A 21,424-nucleotide genomic window follows, 5' to 3' on the forward strand; every position below is an offset into this window, starting at 1 on the left:
AGCCCTCAGGTAGCGAAGCGATAGGGCACCACAACACGACTACGCCGCCTGCTTCTTGCGTCCCGGGGCGACCATCAGTTTCTTGGTTTCGGCGATGGCCTTGGCGGGGTTCAGGCCCTTGGGGCAGACCTGGGCGCAGTTCATGATGGTGTGGCAGCGGTAGAGCTTGAACGGGTCCTCGAGGTCGTCCAGCCGCTTGTCCGTCGCGTCGTCTCGGCTGTCGGCGATCCAGCGATAGGACTGCAGCAAGGCCGCAGGGCCCAGATACTCCGTCTGGTTCCACCAGTAGCTGGGGCAGGAGGTCGAGCAGCAGGCGCACAGGATACACTCATACAGGCCGTCCAGCTTGGCACGGTCCTCCGGCAGCTGAATACGCTCCGTCTCCGGGTCCGGCTCGTCGGACTGGAGATAGGGCTGGATGCTGTCGTACTGGGCGTAGAACAGCGTCAGGTCCGTCACCAGATCCTTGACCACCGGCTGGTGCGGCAGGGGGGCGATCGCGATGTTATGCGACGAACACTCGTCCCAGCCCTTGGTGCAGGCCAAGGTGTTGCGGCCGTCGATGTTCATCGAGCAGGAGCCGCAGATGCCCTCGCGGCACGACCGGCGGAAGGCCAGGGTCGGGTCGATCTCGTTCTTGATGTGGATCAGGGCGTCCAGCAGCATGGGGCCGTGGTCGTCCGACGACACCTCGAACGTGTCCCAGCGCGGGTCGGCATCGACCTCGGGGTCATAACGATAGACCTTGTAGGTCTTGACGTTCTTGGCACCGGCCGGGGCCTTGTGAACCTTGCCGGTGGAGGGCTTCGACCCGCGGGGGAGAGTAAGCTGGACCATCTTCAGTACACCCTTGTCTTGGGCTCGATGTAGGCGATGTCGTCCGACATCGTGTAGTTGTGGACCGGACGGTAGTCGATCTTCACTGCCTCGCCCGGGACCTTCCAGGACAGGGTGTGCTTCATCCAGTTGGCGTCGTCGCGGTCCGGATAATCCTCGCGGGCATGGGCCCCGCGCGATTCCGTGCGGTTCAGCGCGCTTTCGATCGTGACCAAGGCCTGGTCGATCAGATTGTCGTATTCCAGCGTCTCGACCAGGTCCGTGTTCCAGATCAGGCCGCGATCGGTCGTCTTGATGTCGGCCCCCTGCGCATGGATGGCCCGCAGCTTGGCCGTGCCCTCCTCCAGCGTCTTGCCGGTGCGGAAGACGGCGGCGTCGGACTGCATCGCTCTCTGCATCTCGATGCGCAGCTTGGCCGTCGGGGTCGAGCCATTCGCATGGCGGAACCGGTCCATCCGCGCCAGATGCGCGTCCGTTGTTGAGGCCGGGGCGTCGGGCACCTTAGATGCCTTGTCCACCACCTCGCCGGCCCGCAGACCGGCCGCGCGGCCGAACACGACCAGGTCGGTCAGGCTGTTGGAGCCCAGGCGGTTCGCCCCGTGCACAGACACACAGGCCGCCTCGCCTACGGCCATCAGACCGGGCACGACGGTGTCGGCATTGTCGCCGACCTTGGTCAGGACCTCGCCGTGATAGTTCGTGGGGATGCCGCCCATATTGTAGTGGACGGTCGGCAGGACCGGGATCGGGGCCTTGGTCACATCCACGCCCGCAAAGATCTTGGCGCTCTCGGAAATGCCCGGCAGGCGCTGGTGCAAGACCTTGGGATCCAGGTGATCGAGGTGCAGGAAGATGTGGTCCTTGTTCGGACCCACGCCGCGCCCCTCGCGGATTTCGATGGTCATGGAGCGCGAGACCATGTCGCGCGGGGCCAGGTCCTTCACGGTGGGCGCATAGCGCTCCATGAACCGCTCGCCCTCGGAGTTGGTCAGGTAGCCGCCCTCGCCGCGCGCGCCTTCGGTGATCAAGCAACCGGCGCCATAGATGCCGGTCGGGTGGAACTGGACGAACTCCATGTCCTGCAGCGGCAGTCCGGCACGCAGCACCATGGCATTGCCGTCGCCGGTGCAGGTGTGGGCGCTGGTGGCCGAGAAATAGGCGCGGCCGTAACCGCCGGTGGCCAGGATCACCAGCTTGGCGCGGAAGCGGTGCAGGGTGCCGTCGTCCAGTTTCAGCGCCGTCAGGCCGGTGCAGACGCCGTCCTGCATGATCAGGTCCAGGCCGAAATATTCGACGAAGAACTCGACCTCACGGCGAACCGACTGACCGTACAGCGTATGCAGGATAGCGTGGCCGGTGCGGTCGGCGGCGGCGCAGGTGCGCTGCACCGGCCCCTCGCCGAAGTTGCGGGTCATGCCGCCGAAAGCGCGCTGATAGATCTTGCCTTCATCGGTCCGGCTGAACGGCACACCCCAGTGCTCCAGCTCATAGACCGCCTTGGGCGCGTTGCGGACCAGGTATTCGATCGCGTCCTGGTCGCCCAGCCAGTCCGACCCCTTGACGGTGTCGTACATGTGCCATTGCCAGGAATCCTCACCCATGTTGCCGAGCGAGGCGGAGATGCCACCCTGGGCCGCCACGGTGTGCGAGCGGGTCGGGAAGACCTTGGTCACGCAGGCGACTTTCAGACCTTGCTGGGCGGCCCCCAGCGCGGCGCGCAGGCCGGAGCCCCCGGCCCCCAGGACGACGACGTCATATTCGTGATCGACGAATTCGTATGCGGTCACGCGGTCAGACTCCGAAACCAGCCGGCAGCGGCGCTGAACCCAGCGCCAGCCGCACGATGAAGAAGACGCTGGCAGCGGCCAGCGCGAAACAGATCAGGTTCAACAGGCCGATCAGCAAGCCCTTGGTGCCCGGCTTGTGGATGTAGTCCTCGATGATGACCTTCCAGGCCAGGCTGGCGAAGCCGAAGAAGACCACGGCCGTCACCCCTGCAAGGATGGCGTTCAGCGGGCTGGAGAACCAGGCCGTGACCGCCTCGTAGTCGGCACCGGCCAGGGTGAAGGCGCTCGACGCGACCCAGAGGCCCAGCGGCATCAGCAGCAGCAATGCCACCCGCTCGGTGGCCCATTCGCCTGCGCCGTGGTGCTCGGAGACGCGAACGCCGTTCCTGTATGTAGCGCGACCGCTCACAGCGACACCCTCCCGGTGGAGAACAGGACGACCCAGAACAGCACCGCCAGAGGCACCGGCCCCCAGACCGCGATATTGGACAGCAGGTCGGCGGGCTTGATCTGCAGGCCATTGCCCGTGTCGTTGATCAAGTGGCGACCGCCGTTCAGCAGCAGGGAGAACAGCACCACAGTCAGGCCAAAGCCAATGATCAGACCGATAAGCGAACCGGCGAAGGCGGCCGCACCATCGAAGGCGTCCGGGCCAAACGCCACCGCCGCCAGCCACGCCACCAGGAACACGGCCCCGACGCTGGCTGCGCCGATGGTGACGCGGAACAGGATGGAGGCGGTCATGGTCACGTGCCAGCGCCATACCTGCAGGTGTGGCGACAGCGGACGCGGTCGGCCGTTGGGCTGGATCACCAGGCGGCCGGTCTGATCATCAGAAGGGTCGTTGCTGGGGTCGCCCGTCAGGGGGGAGCTTGACATGCGAACGGTTCTCAAAAAAGCCGTGAAAATTCAGGCACGGAATGCCGGTGAACAGGCTTTAGTCAGCAGGGGACCGGGGGTCAACGCACCAGACCGTCGCGGGGTGATCACTGATCGCTCAGGCTTTCCGGCTGAGAGCCTCGATTAGGGTTTCGAGCAGACCGGGATCCCATCGCTCCGCTGACCCCCGCCCCCACACCGGATCGGGCCAGACCGGGTCGTCAGAACGACGACCGATAATGTGGACATGCAACTGCGCCGTCACATTGCCCAGGGCCGCGACGTTCAGCTTCTGGACGGGCCGCTCGAGACGATGCCCCAGATCGCGGACGATAGTTCCAGCGCGAATAACCTCCTGCATCATCAGAGCCAAATCGGACGGCTCCAGCTGATCCAGCTCGGTCAGACCGGCCCGGCGCGGGATCAGGATCAGCCACGGAAACCGCGCGTCATCCTGCAACCGCACCTGACAGAGCGGCCAGTCGGCAGCCAACACTGAACCAGCCTCGAATGCCGGATCGGCGAGAAACTCGGACTCGATGCCCATCAGTTCAGGGCGTAGACGACGCAGGCCTGATCGCTCAGTTCCCGCAGCGGCGGTTGCAGCGCGAGGGTTGCGGCCTCGATCTGGTCTTCCGACGGCGCGAGGCGCGACCCCGTAGCCATGACGGGGGCCGGGGCGGCAGGCGGCGGTGGCGGGACGTAGGCGGCCTCCATGGCGGCATAGGCCACATCCGTGGCCTGCGAAGCACCGCCTCCATACGAGGGCCAGCCGGCCAGCACGTCGGTCTGACACGCTCGCCCGGTTGGGTCGATTACACGCACACCACCCAAAGTCGCGCCGGCGTTCGAAGCGGCTTCGCGCGCACGCCGGGCGGCGTCCTTGACCGCTTCGGCCTGCAGCCAGGTCTTGGTCGCGTTGTCAGGCTGCAGGTTGAAGTTGACCGGGCTGATCGAGGTGGGCTGGGACGCCACGACCGTGGCATAGACACGTTCCAGCACCCGCACGTCGCGCAGGGTCACGCTGACATTCGCTTGGGCCTCATAGCGTTCGATACGGTCGGCCCTGACATTGTCACGCAGGTTGCCGGCCTCGTCGCGGTACTGATCGTACAGAGGACGGGTGGACACCGTCGTCTCGACCCGCACGACATCGACCCCGTAAGCCGCCAGGGCCTGGCTGAGAGCACGCACCTGATCGGCGGCCTTGCGCGAGGCCTCGGCTGCGGTGCGTTCGACCGACTGGAAACTGGCTCCGAATCCGGCGCGGTTGGCCGTGACCTCGGTGCGCACATAGCCGACCGAGGCGATGACGGGATCGCGCATCCACCAAGGTGCCGGCACATAGCGATCGCCGATGGTCGCGGGCGGCGTCTGGGCGTGAGCCGGAACAGCCGCGAGGCCCGTGGATTCGGTGGCGGCGGCAAGGGTCAGGGTGGTGAGCAGGCGTCGCATGGCAGTTCTCCGGATGTCTTCGGACACTGGCTCCACCCAGCGCGCTCGTAAAGCGTTTCGCCAAAGACGTCAGACTTGGTCAGGCTATCACACCTATAGATATTATTGATCGACGTCGCCGGCCTGAACGATTGACTTTGTGCAGCGCAGCGCCCATTTCGCAACTGCAAACGGCGCTCCCCCGCCGTCCCCAATCACAATCATCGTTTCAGGAGCACCCTATGCTGGGCGTCGGTCAAAAACTGCCGGAATTCAAAATCATCGGCGTCAAGCCGGGCTTCAACAGCCACGAAGAAAACGGCGTGTCCGCCTTCGAAACGGTCACGCAGGAGAGCTTCGAGGGCAAGTGGAAGGTCATCTTCTTCTATCCCAAGGACTTCACCTTCGTCTGCCCGACCGAGATCGCCGAGTTCGCCTCGCTGGCCCGCGATTTCGACGACCGCGACACAGTCGTCCTGGGCGGCTCGACCGACAACGAGTTTGTCAAACTGGCCTGGCGCCGCGATCACGCCGATCTGAACAAGCTGCCGATCTGGCAGTTCGCCGATAACGGCGGCAAGTTTGCCCGCGACCTGGGCATTCTGGATGAGGCCGAGGGCGTCGCCCTCCGCGCCACCTTCGTGGTCGATCCGCACAACGTCGTGCAGCATGTCTATGTCACCAACCTGAACGTGGGTCGCGCCCCGGCGGACACCCTGCGTGTTGTCGACGCCCTGCAGACCGACGAGCTGTGCGCCTGCAACCGCCCCGTCGGCGGCGAGGTGCTGGCGGCCTAAGAAGTTGATGAGTGGCCAGTGGCGAGTGGCTAGTGGCGGAAACCCGCTGCGAACCGCAGCCACTGGCCGCTGATCGCCTCGCGAAATCTTCGGCTCAAGCAGCGAGACGCCGCGCGTCGAGCGATAGCCGACCCCTTTCCGAAGGAAAAAGAATGTCTATCGACACCTTGCGCGACCTTATCCCGGCCTATGCCAAGGACATTTCGCTGAACCTGTCGTCGCTGGCCAATGAAAGCGTGCTGAACGACCAGCAGAAGTGGGGCACCTTCCTGGCCTCGGCCCATGCCGTCGGCGTCGCCCCCGTCGTGAAGGCGCTCGAAGCCCAGGCGGCGACCGTCCTGTCGCCAGAGGCCTTGAGCGCCGCCAAATCGGCCGCCGCCATCATGGGCATGAACAACATCTACTATCGCTCGCTGCACGTGATGAAGAACAACGAGTACACCACCCTGCCGGCGCGGCTGCGGATGAACGTGCTGGCCAATCCGGGCGTCGACAAGATGGACTTTGAACTGTGGTCCACCGCCGTCAGCGCCGTCAATGGGTGCGGGGCCTGCCTGGACGCGCACGAAAGCGAGCTGCGCAAGCACGGCGTACCCAACACACAGATTCAGGCCGCCCTGCGCATCGGTGCCGTCGTCCACGCCGCCAGCCGGATCGTGGCGTCGGAAGCGGCGCTGGCCGGCTAGTCGAACGAAGAGGCCGGCCCGGCGAGTTCGGCCCGATGAATTAGCCGCTCGTGTTGACCTCGCATCACTGTATCGACGGCGTCGGCAAAGGCACCCAAGCCCGGGCCCTCGACCACGAAAACCACCACGACGCCTGTTTCGTCTTCCGCTAACAGCGCGTCGTTTTCGGGCCAGCTGAAGGTCAAGTCGGCGCGAGTGGTGCGGCCCTTGAGCGGGCCTAGTGGGGCATTGAGGGTCAGATGGTCGTCGTCAAATGCTATGACCCGCCCATGCTCGAACATCGTACCGTCCGGCAAAGCCTCACAGAAGCAGCCGCCGACCTCGGTGTCCAAAGTCAGGTTGGCCGCATCGCCGCTGTAGGTGTGAGCGCCATCCCACCATTCGTTGATGAGCGCGACGGCACCGAAGACGTCGCCACGGCCCACCCCGACGGATCCTGCGTAGCGCAGGGTGAAACTGTCAGGGGTGCGCGCCACGATTTCTGCGGATGCGGGGGCCGCCGTCAGGGACAGGGCGGCGGTGGCGATGAGGGTCTTGAGCATGGAAAATTCTCCCGCCGCCATAGGCCGACGACCGGAAACCGACGTCAAGCCGCAGCGAAGCTCAGCGGCGCGCCCCAGAACTGGCTGACACGTTCGCTCTGCGGGCCCGGCGTGCCTGTAGTCAGGAAGTCACGGCGGCCGCTCTGTCCAAGCTCGAATTCCGGGTGGTGCGCGAAATAGCGCTCCAGGGCATCGGCCACGGCCTGCGGCTGATGGATGATCGGCGTGCCGTCGGGCAGGGCCGCGGCGAACAGCTCGGCCACGATTTCGTAGTGGGTGCAGCCCAGGATGGCCTTGTCGGGATGACGGCCGATGCGGCGGCGCAGGGCGTCGACGTGGTCGTTCACTACCACCGTCAACTCTTCGGTCGGCGCGCCCAGTTCGATGAGCCCGGCCAGGCCGGGGCAGGGTTCGGAAAAGACTGCCAGATCCTCGCGCCGCTTGTCGATCTCGATCTCATAGACCCGGCTCATGGCCGTTGCCGCTGTGGAGAAGACGCCGGTTATCTCGATCGCCTGCTTCTTTTCGCCCTCGGCCCGGTCGCGCTCGCCCTCATAGGTCCAGGGCAGGCCGGTCGCCGCCTCGATAGTCGGCACGATGATGCCCAGCACATTGATCGGGCGACCATGCCGCGCTCTGGCCTCGGGCACCCAGGTCTGCTGCAGCCGCCGCAGGGCGATGGCGCTGGCGGTATTGCAGGCCAGGACGATGACATTGGCCCCGGCCTCGAACAGCCGCTCGCAGCCCGCGCGCGTCAGATCGACGATCTCCTCGCCGCCGCGCCCGCCATAGGGGGCATTGGCCTGGTCGGCCAGATAGACGAAGTCGCGGTCGGCGAACCGCCGCGTCAGTTCACGGTGGACCGTCAGTCCGCCAACCCCGGAGTCGAATACGCCAATCGCCATGGCGCGGCTTTACCGCCGGGGCTGCGCGGCGTCCACGTTCAAGATTTCAACCGTGTCATGTGACACATCCGTCGCAAACGGCTTATGTAGGGTTCAGACCCCATGAAATACCGGAGCCTTCCATGCACAGACGCCAACTCCTCATCGCCGGAGGCAGCCTTCTGGCGCTGTCGGCCTGCGCCTCCAACGGCATGTCGATGAGCGGTGCCGACGCCCCGAGCGCGGCGTCTTTGGCCGAAGAGGCGCGCATCGCCCGTGCCGTTCTGCCCGCCCAGACCCCGCGCGCCGAACTGCTGCAGCCCTGGACTGGCCCCTATGATGGCGTGCCGCCTTGGGACAAGGTCACGGCACCCAAGCTGCGCGAGGCGATGATCGAGGCCATGGACCTGGCCCGCGCCGACGTGGCCGCCGTCGCCAACAATCCCGAGCCGCCGACCTTTGCCAACACCATGGTCGCCATGGAGCTGTGGGGCGCGCCGCTGGACCGGATCGTCAACATCTACAGCGTCATGACCGGCAACATCGGCGGCGAGGCCTATGATGCAGTCGACACGGAGATGTCGCCCCTGCTGTCGGCCTTCTTCGACGAGATCAACTTCAATGCGCCGCTGTTCCAGCGCGTGAAGACGGTCGCCGACAATGCCGACGCCATGGGCCTGAGCGCCCAGCAGAAGCGACTGGCCGAGCGCAGCCGCGACAGCTTCATCCGCTCCGGTGCCAATCTGGACGCCGCCGGCAAGGCCGAGCTGGGCCGGATCAACACCGCCCTGTCCACCGCCTTCACCCGCTTCGGCCAGCGCGTCGTCGCCGACGAAAACACCTGGACGGTCATTCCGAACGAAGCCGGCGTCGCCGGCCTGCCCGCCTCGAACAAGGCCGCCGCTGCCGCGGCCGCCCGTTCGCGCAATCTTCAGGGCTGGGCCATCGTCAACACGCGCTCGGACGTCGATCCCTTCCTGACCTTCGCCGACGACCGGGCCCTGCGCGAGCAGGTCTGGCGCAAGTTCGTCAACCGCGGCGACAATGGCGACGCCAACGACACCAATGCGATCATCGCCGAGATCGTGGCCCTTCGCGACCAGCGGGCCAAGCTGCTGGGCTATCGCAACCATGCCGAACTGCGCATGCAGGACACCATGGCCAAGACGCCCGCGGCGGCCATTTCCCTGATGAACCGCGTGTGGGCCCCGGCCAAGGCCCGTGTGGCCGAAGAGGTCGCCGACATGAAGGCCCTGGCCGGTTTCGACATCGAGCCCTGGGATTACCTCTACTTCGCCGAGAAGGTCCGCAAGGCCAAGTACGACCTGGATCAGAACGAGCTGAAGCCCTACTTCGAGCTGAATGCCGTGCGCGCCGGCTCTTTCGCCATGGCCGAGCGTCTGTACGGCTTCGAGTTCCGCCCGCTGGCCAAGGGCACGGTGCCGACCTTCCACCCCGACGTGGAGGTCTATGAGCTGTACGACAAGCCCACCGGTCGCCTGATCGGCCTCTACTATGTCGACGACTACGCCCGTCCGGGCAAGCGTTCGGGGGCCTGGATGACCACCTACCGGTCGTTCTCGACGCTGGACGGCTCCAAGGCGATCCTGGGTTCGAACAACAACAACTTCACCAAGGCCGAGCCTGGCCAACCGGTGCTGATCTCGCTGGACGACGCCGAGACCCTGTTCCACGAGTTCGGCCACACCCTGCACTACTACAGTTCCAACGTGACCTATCCATCGTATGGCAATACGCCGCGCGACTTCGTGGAATATCCGTCGCAGGTGCATGAGCACTGGGTGCTGTCGCGTCCGATCCTGGACGGCTTCCTGAAGCACAACGAGACCGGCCAGCCCATGCCCCAGGCGCTGGTGGACAAGGTTCAGGCCGCGTCTACCTTCAACCAGGGTTATGCGACGGTCAGCTATCTGTCTTCGGCCCTGGTGGACATGGACCTGCATACGCAGGCGACGCCGCCGACCGACATCGACGCCTTCGAGAAGGCCTCGCTGGAACGCTATGGCATGCCCAAGGAGATCGTGATGCGGCACCGCCTGCCGCAGTTCAATCACCTGTTCACCTCGGACGCCTATTCGGCGGGCTACTACAGCTATCTGTGGTCCGAAACGATGGACGCCGACACCTGGGCCTATTTCGAGGAGTCGGGCGACGTGTTCAATCCGGACATTGCCGGCCGCTTCAAGTCGATCATGCTGGCACCGGGCAACACCACCGACCGCGCCGAGGCCTATCGCGCCTTCCGCGGACGCGACCCCGACGTGGCGGCCCTTCTGAAGGTCCGGGGCTTCCCGACCAACTAAGGCCGATCAGACAGAAACAGGAATGGGCCCGGTGGAGCGATCCGCCGGGCCTTTTTTCGAACCCTACACCTGGTTCGCACCGCGAGCGCGGGCATAGTCCTGACGGCGCGCGACCGGCAGGGCTTCCATGAGGTCGTTGCGGACCATGGCGCGGCAGCGATACACCTGAAGCCCCAGACCCCCGGCACAGGCCGAACGTGCGGCCCGATCAATGCGACAGTCGAGGGCGGCGGCACCTGCAACCGTGGAGATGTCCAGGTCGCCGATACGGACTTGAACGCGTCCATCAACCATCACGGTAGTCTGGGCGATGGCCGGGCTGGATACAGCAGCCAGAATCAGGACGGAGAGAGAGATAAGCGTCTTCATGGCGAACTCCTGCGGAGGTCTACGTCGCTCTTGGCGGCGACGCAGCGGGAGATACCGACGGTCTGTGGCAGTGGCTTTCGACTTCCAAGTCGGAATGGCGACGTCTTCGTTAAATCGCCGACATGCTTGGCCCAGCTTCAGCCGCTGTTGCGCAAACCTGCGGCCACGCCGTTCAGGGCCAGCAGAATTCCCTCGCGCACACGCGGGTCATCGTCACCACTCCTCCTCCTACGGATCAATTCGATCTGAACGTGGTTCAGCGGCTCGACGTAGGGCATGCGCAGGCGGATCAGGCGGTCCAGTTCCGGCTGGCCGCCCAGCAGCCGATCCTGCCCGGTGATGGCCAGAACGGCGGCATGGGTCCGCTCCCACTCCTGCAGCAGCGCCCCATAAACGCGGTCGGCCAGCGCCCTGTCCGGCACCAGCGAGGCATAACGTCGGGCGATGGTCATGTCCGCCTTGGCCATCACCATCTCCATGTTCTGGATCAGGGTGCGGAAGAAGGGCCAGTCGCGGGCCATTGCCTGAAGCTCGTCCATATCCTCGCCCGCGATGGCCGACCCAAAACCGAACCAGCCGGGCAGCATGACGCGTGACTGGCTCCAGCTGAAGACCCACGGAATGGCCCGTAGATCCTCGATCGCGGTGGAGGATGTCCGCGACGCCGGACGCGAACCGATCTTCAGGTCGGCAATCTCGGCGATCGGTGTGGCGGCGCGGAAATAGTCGACGAAGCCCTCTGTCTCGTACACCAGCGCCCGATAGGCCGACATGGAGGCCGTGGACAGTCGCGCCAAGGTCGATCCATGCCGCCGGGTCAGGTCCGCATCCGGCGGCGGGGCCAGCGACGCCAGCAGAACACCACAGGTCAGGGCATCCAGATTGCGCCGCGCCACTTCCGGCTCGCCATATTTGTTGGCGATGACCTCGCCCTGTTCGGTGACTCGGATACGACCCGCCACTGTGCCCTCTGGCTGGGCCAGGACGGCCGAAAAGCTGGAGCCACCGCCCCGCCCGACTGCCCCGCCGCGCCCATGGAAGAGTTGCAGTCGAACACCCGCTGCATCGGTGACCTCCAGCAGGGCGCGCGACGCCTCGTGCAGTTCCCAGGTGGAGGTCAGGTAGGAGCCGTCCTTGTTGGAGTCCGAATAGCCGATCATCACTTCCTGGACGCCGCGCGCTTTGGCAACCGCCAGAGCCGAAGGCGCTTTCAACAGCCGCTCCAGCGTCGGGCGCGCGGCCCGCAGGTCGTCGATCGTCTCGAACAGAGGTACGGCCTGGATCGGACAGGCCTGCGGGGTGTCCGGTCGATATAGCCCCACCTCCCGAAGCAACAGATAGACCTCCAGCAGATCCGATGCCGCATCGGTCTTGGACACCACATGGGTACGGATCGCCTGGGGGCCGAAATCGGTCAGGGCCCGGGCTGCAGCCTCCAGGATCGCGCGCTCCTTGAGCGTTTCAGCCCGATAATCCGCATACGGATTGAACAAGGGTCGCGACGAGGCCAGCTCCGTCTCCAGCATCGTCAGCCGCGCCTCCTCGTCCAGCGCTTCATAGTCCTCGCATACGCCGGCGACCTTCAGCAGATCCGCCACCACCCGCGCATGCACATCCGAGTTCTGGCGCAGGTCCAGCGTTGCCATGTGGAAGCCGAAGACATCTACGGCAGCAATCAGATTCGTCAGGGCATCGTCGACAAAAACCCTTCCATGATGGGCGATCAGGCTGTCGTGGAGCACCCCCAGATCGGCCCGGAAGGCCGCAGGATTGGGATAGGCATCGGCCTCGAAGGGCGCGGGCCTGGGCGCCGCCCGCCCTGTCAGGCAGACGTGCGTCGCAGACAGCCGCGCATAGATCTGGCTCAGCGCCCGGCGATAGGGCTCGTCTGCCCGATGCGGAGAGATATCACCCGATCCTCCGGCCAGCGCCGCCAGTTCTGGCGACACCCCGGCGAGAGACCCTGACAGGCTGAGCTCCGCCCCCAGAGTGTTCACCTCGTCCAGATAGAAGCGCAGCACCGCCCGCGCCGCCGTCGCAAACGCCGCCTTCAGCGCAGCTGCATCCACATTGGGATTGCCGTCACGGTCGCCGCCGACCCAGGCTCCGATGCGGATGAAGGGGCCAAGGTCCGGCGCATCGAGTCGCCGTCGCCAGTCGGCCAGCTGGGCCGGGGCGACCTTCAGGAAGATGCGCTCTAGGAACGACACCACCGTGTCGATCTCGTCCTGCACCACCAGCCCCGTCTGGCGCACCAGTCGCGTGGTCCACAGGATGGTGGCCTGACGCCGCAGGCGGTCGTTCAGCACCTCGGGTGAACAGGCGTCTCCCTCACGATCGCAGCCATCCAGCAGGTCCGAAACCGTCGTAATCCGGTCGATGACGCTCTTGCGCCGCACCTCCGATGGATGGGCCGTCAGGACCGGAGAGATGAGCGCCCTTGCCAGCAAGGCTCGCGCATCCTGCGTGGATTGTCCGGCTGCCTGAAGCCGCGCCAAGGCTCCCTCCGGCGTATCGGCCCGGGCCCCGGCTGCGCTCTGATCCTTCGCCCGTCGCTTGCCTGCGCGATCTTCCGCGACATTGGCCAGCAGCGAGAACGCCGCAAACCCGTGCGCCAGCCCCACCGCCTGATCCAGCGACAGCTCCGCCAGCAGCGCTTCCAGTTGCGACGCATCCTGTGCGCCCGCATCGCGGTGGTAGGCCACTGACGCCTGCCGCACCGCCTCGATCCGGTCGTAGAGTGCCTGCCCGCCCTCGTCGCGGATCACCTCGCCCAGCAGACCGCCCAGCAGGCGGACCTCGTCACGCAGTTGGTCGTCGGCGGCTTGCATCATGGCTTCTTCTCTCAGCGGGGAGGCTGGAAACCCACCGTATCAGCGCTTTCCAGCCTGGCCACAGCAAACGGTAACGCTGAAACCGAGTGTGTGGCGCAGACTTCGGTGCGCAGGGGTCGACAATCCGCCGCTTTTCCCCCATAAGCCGCCGCTTCCGACGCAAGTGAAACTCGCGTCTCCACCATCACGACCCCTGACAGTTCAGGACGAGGATGGCGAGAACCCCCCGCCGACGTGATCGTCGCCGGGGGCCGTTGTCGTATGGAGCCGTTTCGCCTGCGCCATATGAGGTTTGTATGTTCGAGGCTCTGAACGAGCGACTGTCAGGCGTTTTCGACCGGATCACCGGTCGTGGGGCCTTGTCCGAAAAGGACGTGACGGAGGCGATGCGCGAGGTGCGCGTGGCCCTGCTCGAGGCAGACGTCGCTCTGCCGGTCGTCAAGGACTTCATCGCTTTCGCCACCGAGCGCGCCACGGGCGAGGACGTCATCCGCTCGGTCAAGCCGGCCGATCAGGTGGTCAAGATCGTCTATGACGGCCTGGTCGAGATGCTGGGCGGCGAAGAGCCGACGCCGATCAATCTGAACGCCACCCCGCCCGCCGTCATCCTGATGTCCGGCCTGCAAGGCTCCGGCAAGACGACGACCTCAGCCAAGCTGGCGCTGCGGCTGACGAAGTTCGACCGCAAGAAGGTCATGATGGCCTCGCTGGACACACGCCGTCCGGCGGCGATGGAACAGCTGGCCACCCTGGGCAAGCAGATCGAGGTCGCCACCCTGCCGATCGTGGCAGGCGAAAGCCCCGTCCAGATCGCGCGCCGGGCGCTGCAGTCGGCCAAGCTTCAGGGCTTCGACGTCCTGATCCTGGACACCGCCGGTCGCATTACGCTGGACGAAGCCCTGATGGCCGAGGTGGCCGAGGTCGCCGCCATCGCCAAACCGGTCGAGACCCTGCTGGTCGCCGATAGCCTGACCGGCCAGGATGCGGTTCGTACGGCCCGCGCCTTCCATGAGCGCCTGCCCCTCACGGGCCTCGTTCTGACCCGCGCCGACGGCGACGGGCGCGGCGGGGCCATGCTGTCGATGCGGGCCGTCACCGGCCTGCCGATCAAATACATCGGTGCGGGCGAGAAGGTCGATCAGCTCGAAGTCTTCGACGCCCGCCGGGTCGCAGGACGCATCCTGGGTCAGGGGGACATTGTCGCCCTGGTCGAAAAGGCGTCGCAGGACCTGGACGCTTCCAAGGCCGAGGCCATGGCCCGCAAGCTGGCCAAGGGCCAGTTCGACCTGAACGATCTGGCGGCGCAGCTTCAGCAGATGAAGCGGATGGGGGGTCTGCAGGGCATCATGGGCATGCTGCCCGGCGTCGCCAAGATGAAGGCCCAGATGGCCGAGTCGAACATGGACGACCGCATGATCCTGCGTCAGGAAGCCATCATCTCCTCAATGACCAAGGTCGAGCGCAAGAAGCCCGACCTGCTGAACGCCAGCCGCAAGAAGCGGATCGCGGCGGGGGCCGGGGTCGAGGTGCAGGACGTCAACCGCCTGCTGAAACAGCACCGCCAGATGGCCGACATGGTCAAGTCCATGTCCAAGGGTGGCGGCAAGGGCCTGAAGCAGATGGCCGCCATGATGGGCGGTCTGGGCGGCGGCGCGCCCGGCGGGGCCGACATGGCCCGGCTGAAGGCCATGGGCGGCGGCAAGCTGCCCGATACCGACGCCGAACAGATGAAAGCCCTCCAGGACCGGTTCGCCGGCCTGGGCGGCGGACAACTCCCGGGGGGGCTGCCTGGCTTGCCCGGCCTACCCACCAAGAAGAACTGACCTTTATTTCCTAGAAAGAGACTGAAAATGCTGAAGATTCGTCTGGCCCGCGGCGGCGCCAAGAAGCGCCCCTACTACTATATCGTCGTCGCCGACAGCCACTCGCCGCGCGACGGCAAGTTCATCGAGCGCGTCGGCACCTACAACCCCATGCTGCCGCGTGACGGCGAGCAGAAGCGCGTCGTGCTGAAGGCCGACCGCATCGCCGAATGGCTGGGCAAAGGCGCACAGCCCACCGACCGCGTCGCCCGCTTCCTGAGCCAGGACGAGACGCTGGCCGACAAGGTCAAGTGGACGCAAGGCAACAACCCGAACAAGGCCCAGCCCGGCAAGAAGGCCCAGGAACGTGCCGCCGAGCGCGCCCAGCGTGAAGCCGATCGCGCCGAGGCCGAAGCCGCCGCCAAGGTCGAGGCTGCCGAAGCCGCCGCCCGCGCCAAGGAAGAAGCCGCCGCTGCTGCCGAAGCCGCCAAAAACGCGCCGCCGGCTGAAGAGCCTGCTGCCGAAGAGGCCCCGGTCGCTGACGCCGCTGCGGAAGAGGCTCCGGCCGAAGCTGCTGCCGAGGAAGCACCGGCTGCTGAAGAGCCTGCCGCTGAAGAGAAGACCGAGGCCTGATCCGCTTCGATCCTGCTATATGAGACAAGGGCGGCGTCGGATGGCGCCGCCCTTTTGCTGTCGGAGCCCGTCATGACGGATCAGAAACTCATCCTCGTCGGCCAGGTCGCCGGGGGGTTCGGCGTCAAGGGCGAGGTGCGGGTAACCGCCTATACCGCCGACCCGATGTCGCTGCTGGCCTATGGCCCGCTGCTGCGCGCCGACGGCAGCGTCGGCCTGACCCTGAGCAGCGCCCGGCCTGAGAAGTCCGCAGTCGTCGGACGCGCCAAGGAGATCGCCACCAAGGAACAGGCCGATGCCCTTCGCGGGCTGAAACTGCACGTACCGCGCGATCTGTTGCCCGCCCCGGACGAGGACGAATTCTACCTGACCGATCTGGTCGGACTTCAGGCGCGCGACCCGGACGAGGTCGTGCTGGGCACGGTCAAATCGGTCCAGAACTTCGGGGCCGACGACATGCTGGAGATCGCCCCAGCGGAAGGCGGCCAGACCTGGTACCTGCCCTTCACCCGCGACTGCGTGCCCGACCTGCACATCGCCGACGGCTGGCTGAAGGTCGTGCGCCCCGTCGAGATCGGCGAGCGCGAGCCGGATTGAGCGGTCGCAGACTTAGATCACTCGGGATCGTAGATGGGTTCTGGGTTGAGAACTCCGTATATTTGTTCACAGAGCTCTGGACCCGCGCGATCAGCGAGGTCGCTGCGACACGCAATTTGCTCAAGTTCTTTATTGATGCCCGACTGCTCGAGCCGCCACTGGAAGAGTGCCATCGCTTGCAGGCAGATAATCAAAGCGAGAAAAACCAAACCTATTTCAAGGTTCGCAATGACCCGGAACCTCAAATAATAGGCTGCGACTGCGACCGCTCCAAAGGGGAACGCGAAGCTGAATAACGAGTATCTCTCGGGCAGCAGCGCGCTAAGGCACAGCGCCACGAACACGACGACGCAACCGATCTGATGGATACGAGCGTCCCGCTCCATCGCTTTAGTTTTAGCGTCCTCGGCAGCGCCCGCACTGGACAAGTTAAGCCTCTTCGTCCGCCGCCATACCCATCATGTGGAAGCCGGCGTCGACGTGGATGACTTCGCCCGTGGTCGAGAAGCCCAGGTCCGAGCACAGCCACAGCGCGGCACCGGCGACGCCCTCCATGGAGGTGTCTTCCTTCATGGCCGACATGGCGCGGCCCTGGGCGATCATCCCCCGGCCGCCCGAGATGCCCGCCAATGAAAGCGTGCGCATGGCCCCGGCCGAGATGGCGTTGACGCGGATGCCCTTGGGCCCAAGGTCGCGGGCGATATAGCGGGTCGCGGCCTCCAGCGCGGCCTTGGCCACGCCCATGGTGTTGTAGTTCGGAATGGCCCGCTCCGACCCCAGATAGGTCAGGGTGACCAGGCTGCCGCCGTTGGGCATCAGCTTCGACGCGCGTTTGGCGACATCCACGAAGCTGAAGGCCGAGATGTTCATGGCCAGCAGGAAGCTGTCGCGGCTGGTGTTGTCGACGAAGCTGCCCTTCAGCTCGTCCTTGTTGGCGAAGGCGATGGCGTGGACGACGAAGTCGATGGTGCCGAACTCGCGCTCCAGCTCCGCGAAGGCCTTGTCCATGGAGGCGTCGTCGGTGACGTCGGCCTGGATCAGCAGCTTGGCCCCGACGCTTTCGGCCAGCGGACGCACCCGGCGCTCCAGACCCTCGCCCAGATAGGTGAAGGCCAGCTCGGCCCCTTGCGCGGCCAGCTGCGAGGCGATGCCCCAGGCGATGGAGTTGGCGTTCGCCACCCCCATGATCAGGCCCTTCTTGCCCTTCATCAGTTCGCCGGTCGGCATGGTCCAGGCGGATTCGGTGGCCATGGTCAGTCTCCGTTGTTCGAGCGGGGAGGGTTAGCAGGGGCGGGCGCAGCGGGAAAGGCCGGGGAACCGCATGAGCTGTCACGCCTGGCCAGGCGGGCCAGAAGAGGCGTGGCGGTGACCCCGTGCACGATGATCGACAACAAAATAATGAAGCCGACGATCGCCCACAGACGCTCACTGTCGCCAAATTCGCCGTGGTTGAGGCCATAGGCCAGGTAATAGACCGAACCCACACCGCGAATGCCAAGGAAGGACAGCAGAAGCCGTTCGCGCCACGGCTGGCGCGAGCCTGTCATGGCGATCAGACCCGCGGCGGGACGGACGACAAGGACCACCGCCAGGCCGATCAGCGCGTCCGTCCATGTCAGGCTGGACAGAAGACCATTGGCCAGCGCGCCCCCAAACAGCACGAGCAGCAACATGATCAGCAGCCGCTCAATCTGGTCGGAGAAGTCGTGCATCTCCTGATGAAACTCGTGGTCTCGCTCGAACCCGCGAATGACGACGGCGCAGATAAAGACGGCAAGAAAACCATAGCCCTGAACCATCTCGGTCAAGGCGTAGGCGATCAGCGTGGCGGCCAGGGCGATCAGGCCGTCGCCGAGCCGCGATGGACCGCGCCGACTGCGGAACAGCATGAAGCCTATAGCTTTGCCAATCAGCCAGCCTGCACCAAGCCCTGCCAGTAGCTTCCAGACCACCTTGACGCCAAACCAGTCGACGAGACCGGTCTGGGTTGCCAGTCCGCCCGCGGCCGCAAGGATGGCCAGGTGCACGAAAGGAAATGCCAGCGCGTCGTTCAACCCGGCTTCGGAAGTCAGGCCAAAGCGAACCTCGTCATCTTCGCCTGAACCGGGCGGTCCGCATTGTACGTCTGCTGCAAGCACCGGATCCGTCGGAGCCATACTGGCACCGAACAGCAGCGCCATGGCCAGGCTGAAGCCCAGGCCTGCCCACCCCAGAAAAGCTACAGCAGCTATCGTCAGGGGCATGGCTATGGCCAATAGCCGCCAGGTCGTCGACCAGGCCCGCCAGCCCGGCGGTCGATCAATTTTCAGCCCGGCCCCCAGAAGGCTGATGATTACCACCAGTTCGGTTAGCCGTTCTGTCGCCGTGTCCCAGGTGCGTGGATCCGGGTTGAACGACAGCGCACCGGTACTGAACACCAACACACCGATTGCGACGCAAAGTATCGCCAACGTCAGCGGCAGACGCTTCAGACCCACAGGGGCCCATGAAACAAGCAGGACCACCCCGCCGAGACCGAGCAGAAAGACGATGTAGGGGTCGAAGTTCAAGAACCGCTCCTGGCCTGTGGAGGCCGACTATAGCGTCCTTGGGCGGAAGCCGTTGCCGATTACACCTTCGACAGGATCAACGTTCCGTTCGTCCCACCGAAGCCAAAGCTGTTGGACATGACGTGTTTCAGCTCGCCGTCGTGGCGTTCACGCAGGATCGGCATGCCCTCGAACTCAGGGTCCAGGGTCTCGATGTGGGCGCTCTCGGCGGCGAAGCCGTGCTTCATCATCAGCAGGCAGTAGATGGCTTCCTGGGCACCCGCCGCGCCGAGCGAATGGCCCGTCAACGACTTGGTCGAGGAGATCATCGGCAGGTCGTCGCCGAAGACGTTGCGGACGGCACCCATCTCCTTGCTGTCGCCGACCGGCGTCGAAGTGCCGTGCGGGTTCAGATAGTCGATGCGCGGATTGCCAGCCATTTCGAGCGCGATCTTCATGCAGCGCTCGGCACCCTCGCCCGAGGGAGCGACCATGTCATAGCCGTCGGAGTTGGCACCGTAGCCGGTCACTTCGGCATAGATGGTCGCGCCGCGCGCCACGGCCCGCTCGTATTCCTCCAGCACCACAATGCCCGCGCCGCCCGCAATGACGAAGCCGTCGCGATCCTTATCATAGGCGCGTGACGCCACCGATGGCGTGTCGTTGAAGTTGGAGGACATGGCCCCCATCGCGTCGAACATATTGGACATGGACCAGTCAATATCCTCCACGCCGCCTGCGAAGACCACGTCCTGTTTGCCCCAGGCGATCTGTTCCGCGGCCGCGCCGATGCAGTGGGCGGACGTCGCACAGGCCGAGCTGATCGAATAGTTGATGCCCTTGAGCTGGAACCAGGTCGCCAGCACGGCGGACGGCCCAGACGCCATGGCCTTGGGCACAGCGAACGGCCCGATGCGCTTGGGGGAGTTCTTTTCGACGGTCGTTGCGGCCGCCTGAAGGATGACCTGGGTCGAAGGCCCGCCCTCGCCGACGATCAGGCCGATGCGGTCGGACTTGATCTCGTCGGCCGTCATGCCGCTGTCCTTCAGCGCCTCCTCGAAGGCGATGTGACCCCAGGCCGTGCCGTTGGCCAGGAAGCGGGCAGCGCGGCGATCGACATGCGGAGCCCAGTCCTCGGCCGTCACGCCCAGCGACGGCGGGGCCCAGACCTGGCTGCGGAAGCCATGCTGGATGTGGTCCGGAGCCGCCTGAATGCCCGATTTCGCCTCGCGCAGCGAAGCCGCGACCTCATCCTGGCCGGTGCCGATGGAGGAGACGATGCCCAGTCCGGTGACGACGACGCGACGCATGGTGGTTTCCTTCAAATCTTTATCAGTCGCCGCGTTGACCGCGGTCTGTCTGCAAGTGGGGTTAGTTGGCCGCCGCGTCCACGGGTTCGCCGCCGCCGAACAGGCCGACACGCATGTCGTTGCAGGTGTAGATCACCTGTCCGTCGGCCTCCAGCACGCCATCGGCGATGCCCATGACCAGGCGGCGGTTGATCACCCGCTTCAGGTCGATCTTGTAGACCACCTTCTTGACGTCGGGCTGGACCTGACCGGTGAATTTGACTTCGCCGACGCCCAAGGCGCGGCCCTTTCCGGGGCCACCGATCCAGCCGAGGTAGAAGCCGACCAGCTGCCACATGGCATCCAGGCCAAGGCAGCCGGGCATGACCGGATCGCCGATGAAGTGGCACTGGAAGAACCAGAGGTCCGGATGGATATCCAGCTCGGCTTCGACATAGCCCTTGCCGTGGGCTCCGCCGTCGCCGTTGATCTGGGTGATGCGGTCGAACATCAGCATCGGCGGCGCGGGCAGCTGGGCATTGCCCGGCCCGAACAGCTCTCCCCGGCCCGAGGCCAGCAGGGCTTCGTAATCGAACGAAGACGGATATTTCGACAGGCTCAAGACGGCGGGCTCCGAAAGGTCGGTGTTGCCGTGGGGGTACACGACCCGTCCGCCCCGCTCAAATGATTTAGGAGGCGCGTCCCGTTCCGGCCGGGCGCGCAGCATTGCACAGAGCCCGTTCCTGCGTCCCGAAGACACCAGACTGGCGGACCCACCCCCGACGGCGTCCCGCCTGGACCCGGCACCAGCCCTCTTCGCATTCGTCGACCGATACGAGTGCCTGGGGCGACAGGCGGGCACGCAACGGCGAGCTGTCGGAACGGCGCGTATGGATGCCGATCTCAGCCTCGGAGCGGTTCATCACGCTGCGGCGACTGGAGACCACGCTGCGGTGGACCCAGGCGACGGCCCCGTCCGGGTCGCAGATCTTGCGCCACTCCTTGGTCTCGGCGATCACCTGCACAGGCAGGTTGCGGACGCGGTATTCCCACAGGATTCGGTAGTCCAGACCGGGGCCGTGGCGGGCGCGGACCTCGTCCGATTTCAGCGACAGCCAGCGCGGAACGGGTTGGCCCGACGGTGTCGGCCGACCATCGGGCATGGCCTGGCCTGCACCCGCCAGAACGGCGGCGCCCATGAT

At 65.5% G+C, this 21,424-nt stretch carries 22 protein-coding genes; 6 read left to right on the plus strand and 16 right to left on the minus strand.

From position 1 onward, the window contains the following. Window positions 1-39 precede the first annotated feature (39 nt). The 6 genes from WC585_RS05520 to WC585_RS05545 form a co-directional block, all read right to left on the minus strand. Complete coding sequence (locus tag WC585_RS05520; protein WP_373256572.1) at window positions 40-837, minus strand: succinate dehydrogenase iron-sulfur subunit; 798 nt, start codon at window positions 835-837, stop codon at window positions 40-42. Between the two features lie 2 nt (window positions 838-839). Continuing rightward, window positions 840-2,624 carry a succinate dehydrogenase flavoprotein subunit gene (gene sdhA / locus WC585_RS05525; protein ID WP_373256573.1) on the minus strand — a complete coding sequence of 595 codons (1,785 nt, stop codon included), beginning with the start codon at window positions 2,622-2,624 and terminating at the stop codon, window positions 840-842. A gap of 4 nt (window positions 2,625-2,628) precedes the next feature. Further along, a complete protein-coding gene (gene sdhD / locus WC585_RS05530) occupies window positions 2,629-3,033 on the minus strand; it encodes a succinate dehydrogenase, hydrophobic membrane anchor protein (protein ID WP_373256574.1) in 405 nt (134 codons plus the stop codon). Beyond that, a complete protein-coding gene (sdhC, locus tag WC585_RS05535) occupies window positions 3,030-3,503 on the minus strand; it encodes a succinate dehydrogenase, cytochrome b556 subunit (RefSeq protein ID WP_373256576.1) in 474 nt (157 codons plus the stop codon). Before sdhC ends, sdhD begins: the two co-directional genes overlap by 4 nt. Window positions 3,504-3,621: 118 nt before the next feature. After that, on the minus strand, window positions 3,622-4,050 hold the full coding sequence (locus WC585_RS05540; protein WP_373256577.1) for an HIT domain-containing protein: 429 nt from the start codon (window positions 4,048-4,050) through the stop codon (window positions 3,622-3,624). Next, window positions 4,050-4,958: an SIMPL domain-containing protein gene (locus WC585_RS05545; protein ID WP_373256579.1), complete on the minus strand. Its 909-nt coding sequence runs from the start codon at window positions 4,956-4,958 to the stop codon at window positions 4,050-4,052. The genes WC585_RS05540 and WC585_RS05545 overlap by 1 nt, the downstream gene beginning before the upstream one ends. Before the next feature lie 221 nt (window positions 4,959-5,179). Here WC585_RS05545 and WC585_RS05550 point away from each other — a divergent pair, with 221 nt between their 5' ends. Beyond that, entirely contained in the window at window positions 5,180-5,734 is a 555-nt protein-coding gene (locus WC585_RS05550) for a peroxiredoxin (RefSeq protein ID WP_373256581.1), read from the plus strand. A 152-nt stretch (window positions 5,735-5,886) separates the two neighbouring features. Further along, a complete protein-coding gene (locus WC585_RS05555) occupies window positions 5,887-6,420 on the plus strand; it encodes a carboxymuconolactone decarboxylase family protein (protein ID WP_373256582.1) in 534 nt (177 codons plus the stop codon). Here WC585_RS05555 and WC585_RS05560 read toward each other — a convergent pair. Both WC585_RS05560 and WC585_RS05565 read right to left on the minus strand, forming a co-directional pair. After that, complete coding sequence (locus WC585_RS05560; RefSeq protein WP_373256584.1) at window positions 6,417-6,962, minus strand: hypothetical protein; 546 nt, start codon at window positions 6,960-6,962, stop codon at window positions 6,417-6,419. The genes WC585_RS05555 and WC585_RS05560 overlap by 4 nt on opposite strands. Before the next feature lie 44 nt (window positions 6,963-7,006). After that, window positions 7,007-7,867, minus strand: a complete 861-nt coding sequence (locus WC585_RS05565; RefSeq protein WP_373256586.1) for a glutamate racemase — start codon at window positions 7,865-7,867, stop codon at window positions 7,007-7,009. A 122-nt stretch (window positions 7,868-7,989) separates the two neighbouring features. On the opposite strand from WC585_RS05565, the gene WC585_RS05570 reads away from it, so the two are divergent. Continuing rightward, window positions 7,990-10,170, plus strand: a complete 2,181-nt coding sequence (locus tag WC585_RS05570; RefSeq protein WP_373256588.1) for a M3 family metallopeptidase — start codon at window positions 7,990-7,992, stop codon at window positions 10,168-10,170. 63 nt (window positions 10,171-10,233) lie between these two features. On the opposite strand, the gene WC585_RS05575 is transcribed toward WC585_RS05570, so the two are convergent. Both WC585_RS05575 and ppc read right to left on the minus strand, forming a co-directional pair. Continuing rightward, window positions 10,234-10,539 carry a UrcA family protein gene (locus WC585_RS05575; RefSeq protein ID WP_373256590.1) on the minus strand — a complete coding sequence of 102 codons (306 nt, stop codon included), beginning with the start codon at window positions 10,537-10,539 and terminating at the stop codon, window positions 10,234-10,236. A gap of 137 nt (window positions 10,540-10,676) precedes the next feature. Further along, entirely contained in the window at window positions 10,677-13,373 is a 2,697-nt protein-coding gene (gene ppc / locus WC585_RS05580; RefSeq protein ID WP_373256591.1) for a phosphoenolpyruvate carboxylase, read from the minus strand. A 296-nt stretch (window positions 13,374-13,669) separates the two neighbouring features. Here ppc and ffh point away from each other — a divergent pair, with 296 nt between their 5' ends. The 3 genes from ffh to rimM all read left to right on the plus strand — a co-directional run bounded on the left by ffh (window position 13,670) and on the right by rimM (window position 16,405). Continuing rightward, window positions 13,670-15,196 carry a signal recognition particle protein gene (gene ffh, locus WC585_RS05585; RefSeq protein WP_373256593.1) on the plus strand — a complete coding sequence of 509 codons (1,527 nt, stop codon included), beginning with the start codon at window positions 13,670-13,672 and terminating at the stop codon, window positions 15,194-15,196. Between the two features lie 27 nt (window positions 15,197-15,223). Then, a complete protein-coding gene (rpsP, locus tag WC585_RS05590; protein WP_373256595.1) occupies window positions 15,224-15,808 on the plus strand; it encodes a 30S ribosomal protein S16 in 585 nt (194 codons plus the stop codon). 72 nt (window positions 15,809-15,880) lie between these two features. After that, window positions 15,881-16,405: a ribosome maturation factor RimM gene (gene rimM / locus WC585_RS05595; RefSeq protein WP_373256596.1), complete on the plus strand. Its 525-nt coding sequence runs from the start codon at window positions 15,881-15,883 to the stop codon at window positions 16,403-16,405. Window positions 16,406-16,422: 17 nt separating this feature from the next. Here the strand turns inward: rimM and WC585_RS05600 are convergent, their stop codons facing one another. From WC585_RS05600 to WC585_RS05625, 6 genes are all read right to left on the minus strand, one after another. Next, complete coding sequence (locus WC585_RS05600) at window positions 16,423-16,833, minus strand: hypothetical protein (protein ID WP_373256598.1); 411 nt, start codon at window positions 16,831-16,833, stop codon at window positions 16,423-16,425. Between the two features lies 1 nt (window position 16,834). Then, window positions 16,835-17,656, minus strand: coding sequence for an enoyl-ACP reductase (locus WC585_RS05605; protein ID WP_373256599.1), 822 nt, complete (start codon window positions 17,654-17,656; stop codon window positions 16,835-16,837). Between the two features lie 2 nt (window positions 17,657-17,658). After that, window positions 17,659-18,909 (minus strand): cation:proton antiporter, encoded by a 1,251-nt coding sequence (locus WC585_RS05610; RefSeq protein WP_373256808.1) that lies wholly within the window; start codon window positions 18,907-18,909, stop codon window positions 17,659-17,661. 104 nt (window positions 18,910-19,013) lie between these two features. Further along, entirely contained in the window at window positions 19,014-20,243 is a 1,230-nt protein-coding gene (gene fabB, locus WC585_RS05615; RefSeq protein WP_373256600.1) for a beta-ketoacyl-ACP synthase I, read from the minus strand. Window positions 20,244-20,304: 61 nt separating this feature from the next. After that, the gene (gene fabA / locus WC585_RS05620) at window positions 20,305-20,838 is read right to left on the minus strand and encodes a 3-hydroxyacyl-[acyl-carrier-protein] dehydratase FabA (RefSeq protein ID WP_373256809.1); all 534 of its coding nucleotides are present in this window, start codon (window positions 20,836-20,838) and stop codon (window positions 20,305-20,307) included. Window positions 20,839-20,911: 73 nt separating this feature from the next. Continuing rightward, the gene (locus WC585_RS05625) at window positions 20,912-21,421 is read right to left on the minus strand and encodes an SH3 domain-containing protein (protein ID WP_373256601.1); all 510 of its coding nucleotides are present in this window, start codon (window positions 21,419-21,421) and stop codon (window positions 20,912-20,914) included. Window positions 21,422-21,424: the final 3 nt, after the last annotated feature.

It is taken from the genome of Brevundimonas sp. (genome assembly GCF_041648055.1).
Taxonomy (GTDB): Bacteria; Pseudomonadota; Alphaproteobacteria; order Caulobacterales; family Caulobacteraceae; genus Brevundimonas.

Excerpts from the sequence above, each read along its gene's own strand:
- rpsP (WP_373256595.1), top strand. The coding sequence starts at position 15,224 with ATGCTGAAGATTCGTCTGGCCCGCGGCGGCGCCAAGAAGCGCCCCTAC.
- WC585_RS05550 (WP_373256581.1), top strand. The coding sequence starts at position 5,180 with ATGCTGGGCGTCGGTCAAAAACTGCCGGAATTCAAAATCATCGGCGTC.
- fabB (WP_373256600.1), bottom strand. The coding sequence starts at position 20,243 with ATGCGTCGCGTCGTCGTCACCGGACTGGGCATCGTCTCCTCCATCGGC.
- WC585_RS05520 (WP_373256572.1), bottom strand. The coding sequence starts at position 837 with ATGGTCCAGCTTACTCTCCCCCGCGGGTCGAAGCCCTCCACCGGCAAG.
- WC585_RS05545 (WP_373256579.1), bottom strand. The coding sequence starts at position 4,958 with ATGCGACGCCTGCTCACCACCCTGACCCTTGCCGCCGCCACCGAATCC.
- WC585_RS05560 (WP_373256584.1), bottom strand. The coding sequence starts at position 6,962 with ATGCTCAAGACCCTCATCGCCACCGCCGCCCTGTCCCTGACGGCGGCC.
- WC585_RS05570 (WP_373256588.1), top strand. The coding sequence starts at position 7,990 with ATGCACAGACGCCAACTCCTCATCGCCGGAGGCAGCCTTCTGGCGCTG.
- WC585_RS05540 (WP_373256577.1), bottom strand. The coding sequence starts at position 4,050 with ATGGGCATCGAGTCCGAGTTTCTCGCCGATCCGGCATTCGAGGCTGGT.
- sdhC (WP_373256576.1), bottom strand. The coding sequence starts at position 3,503 with ATGTCAAGCTCCCCCCTGACGGGCGACCCCAGCAACGACCCTTCTGAT.
- WC585_RS05625 (WP_373256601.1), bottom strand. The coding sequence starts at position 21,421 with ATGGGCGCCGCCGTTCTGGCGGGTGCAGGCCAGGCCATGCCCGATGGT.
- ffh (WP_373256593.1), top strand. The coding sequence starts at position 13,670 with ATGTTCGAGGCTCTGAACGAGCGACTGTCAGGCGTTTTCGACCGGATC.
- WC585_RS05555 (WP_373256582.1), top strand. The coding sequence starts at position 5,887 with ATGTCTATCGACACCTTGCGCGACCTTATCCCGGCCTATGCCAAGGAC.
- rimM (WP_373256596.1), top strand. The coding sequence starts at position 15,881 with ATGACGGATCAGAAACTCATCCTCGTCGGCCAGGTCGCCGGGGGGTTC.
- WC585_RS05605 (WP_373256599.1), bottom strand. The coding sequence starts at position 17,656 with ATGGCCACCGAATCCGCCTGGACCATGCCGACCGGCGAACTGATGAAG.
- WC585_RS05575 (WP_373256590.1), bottom strand. The coding sequence starts at position 10,539 with ATGAAGACGCTTATCTCTCTCTCCGTCCTGATTCTGGCTGCTGTATCC.
- ppc (WP_373256591.1), bottom strand. The coding sequence starts at position 13,373 with ATGATGCAAGCCGCCGACGACCAACTGCGTGACGAGGTCCGCCTGCTG.
- WC585_RS05565 (WP_373256586.1), bottom strand. The coding sequence starts at position 7,867 with ATGGCGATTGGCGTATTCGACTCCGGGGTTGGCGGACTGACGGTCCAC.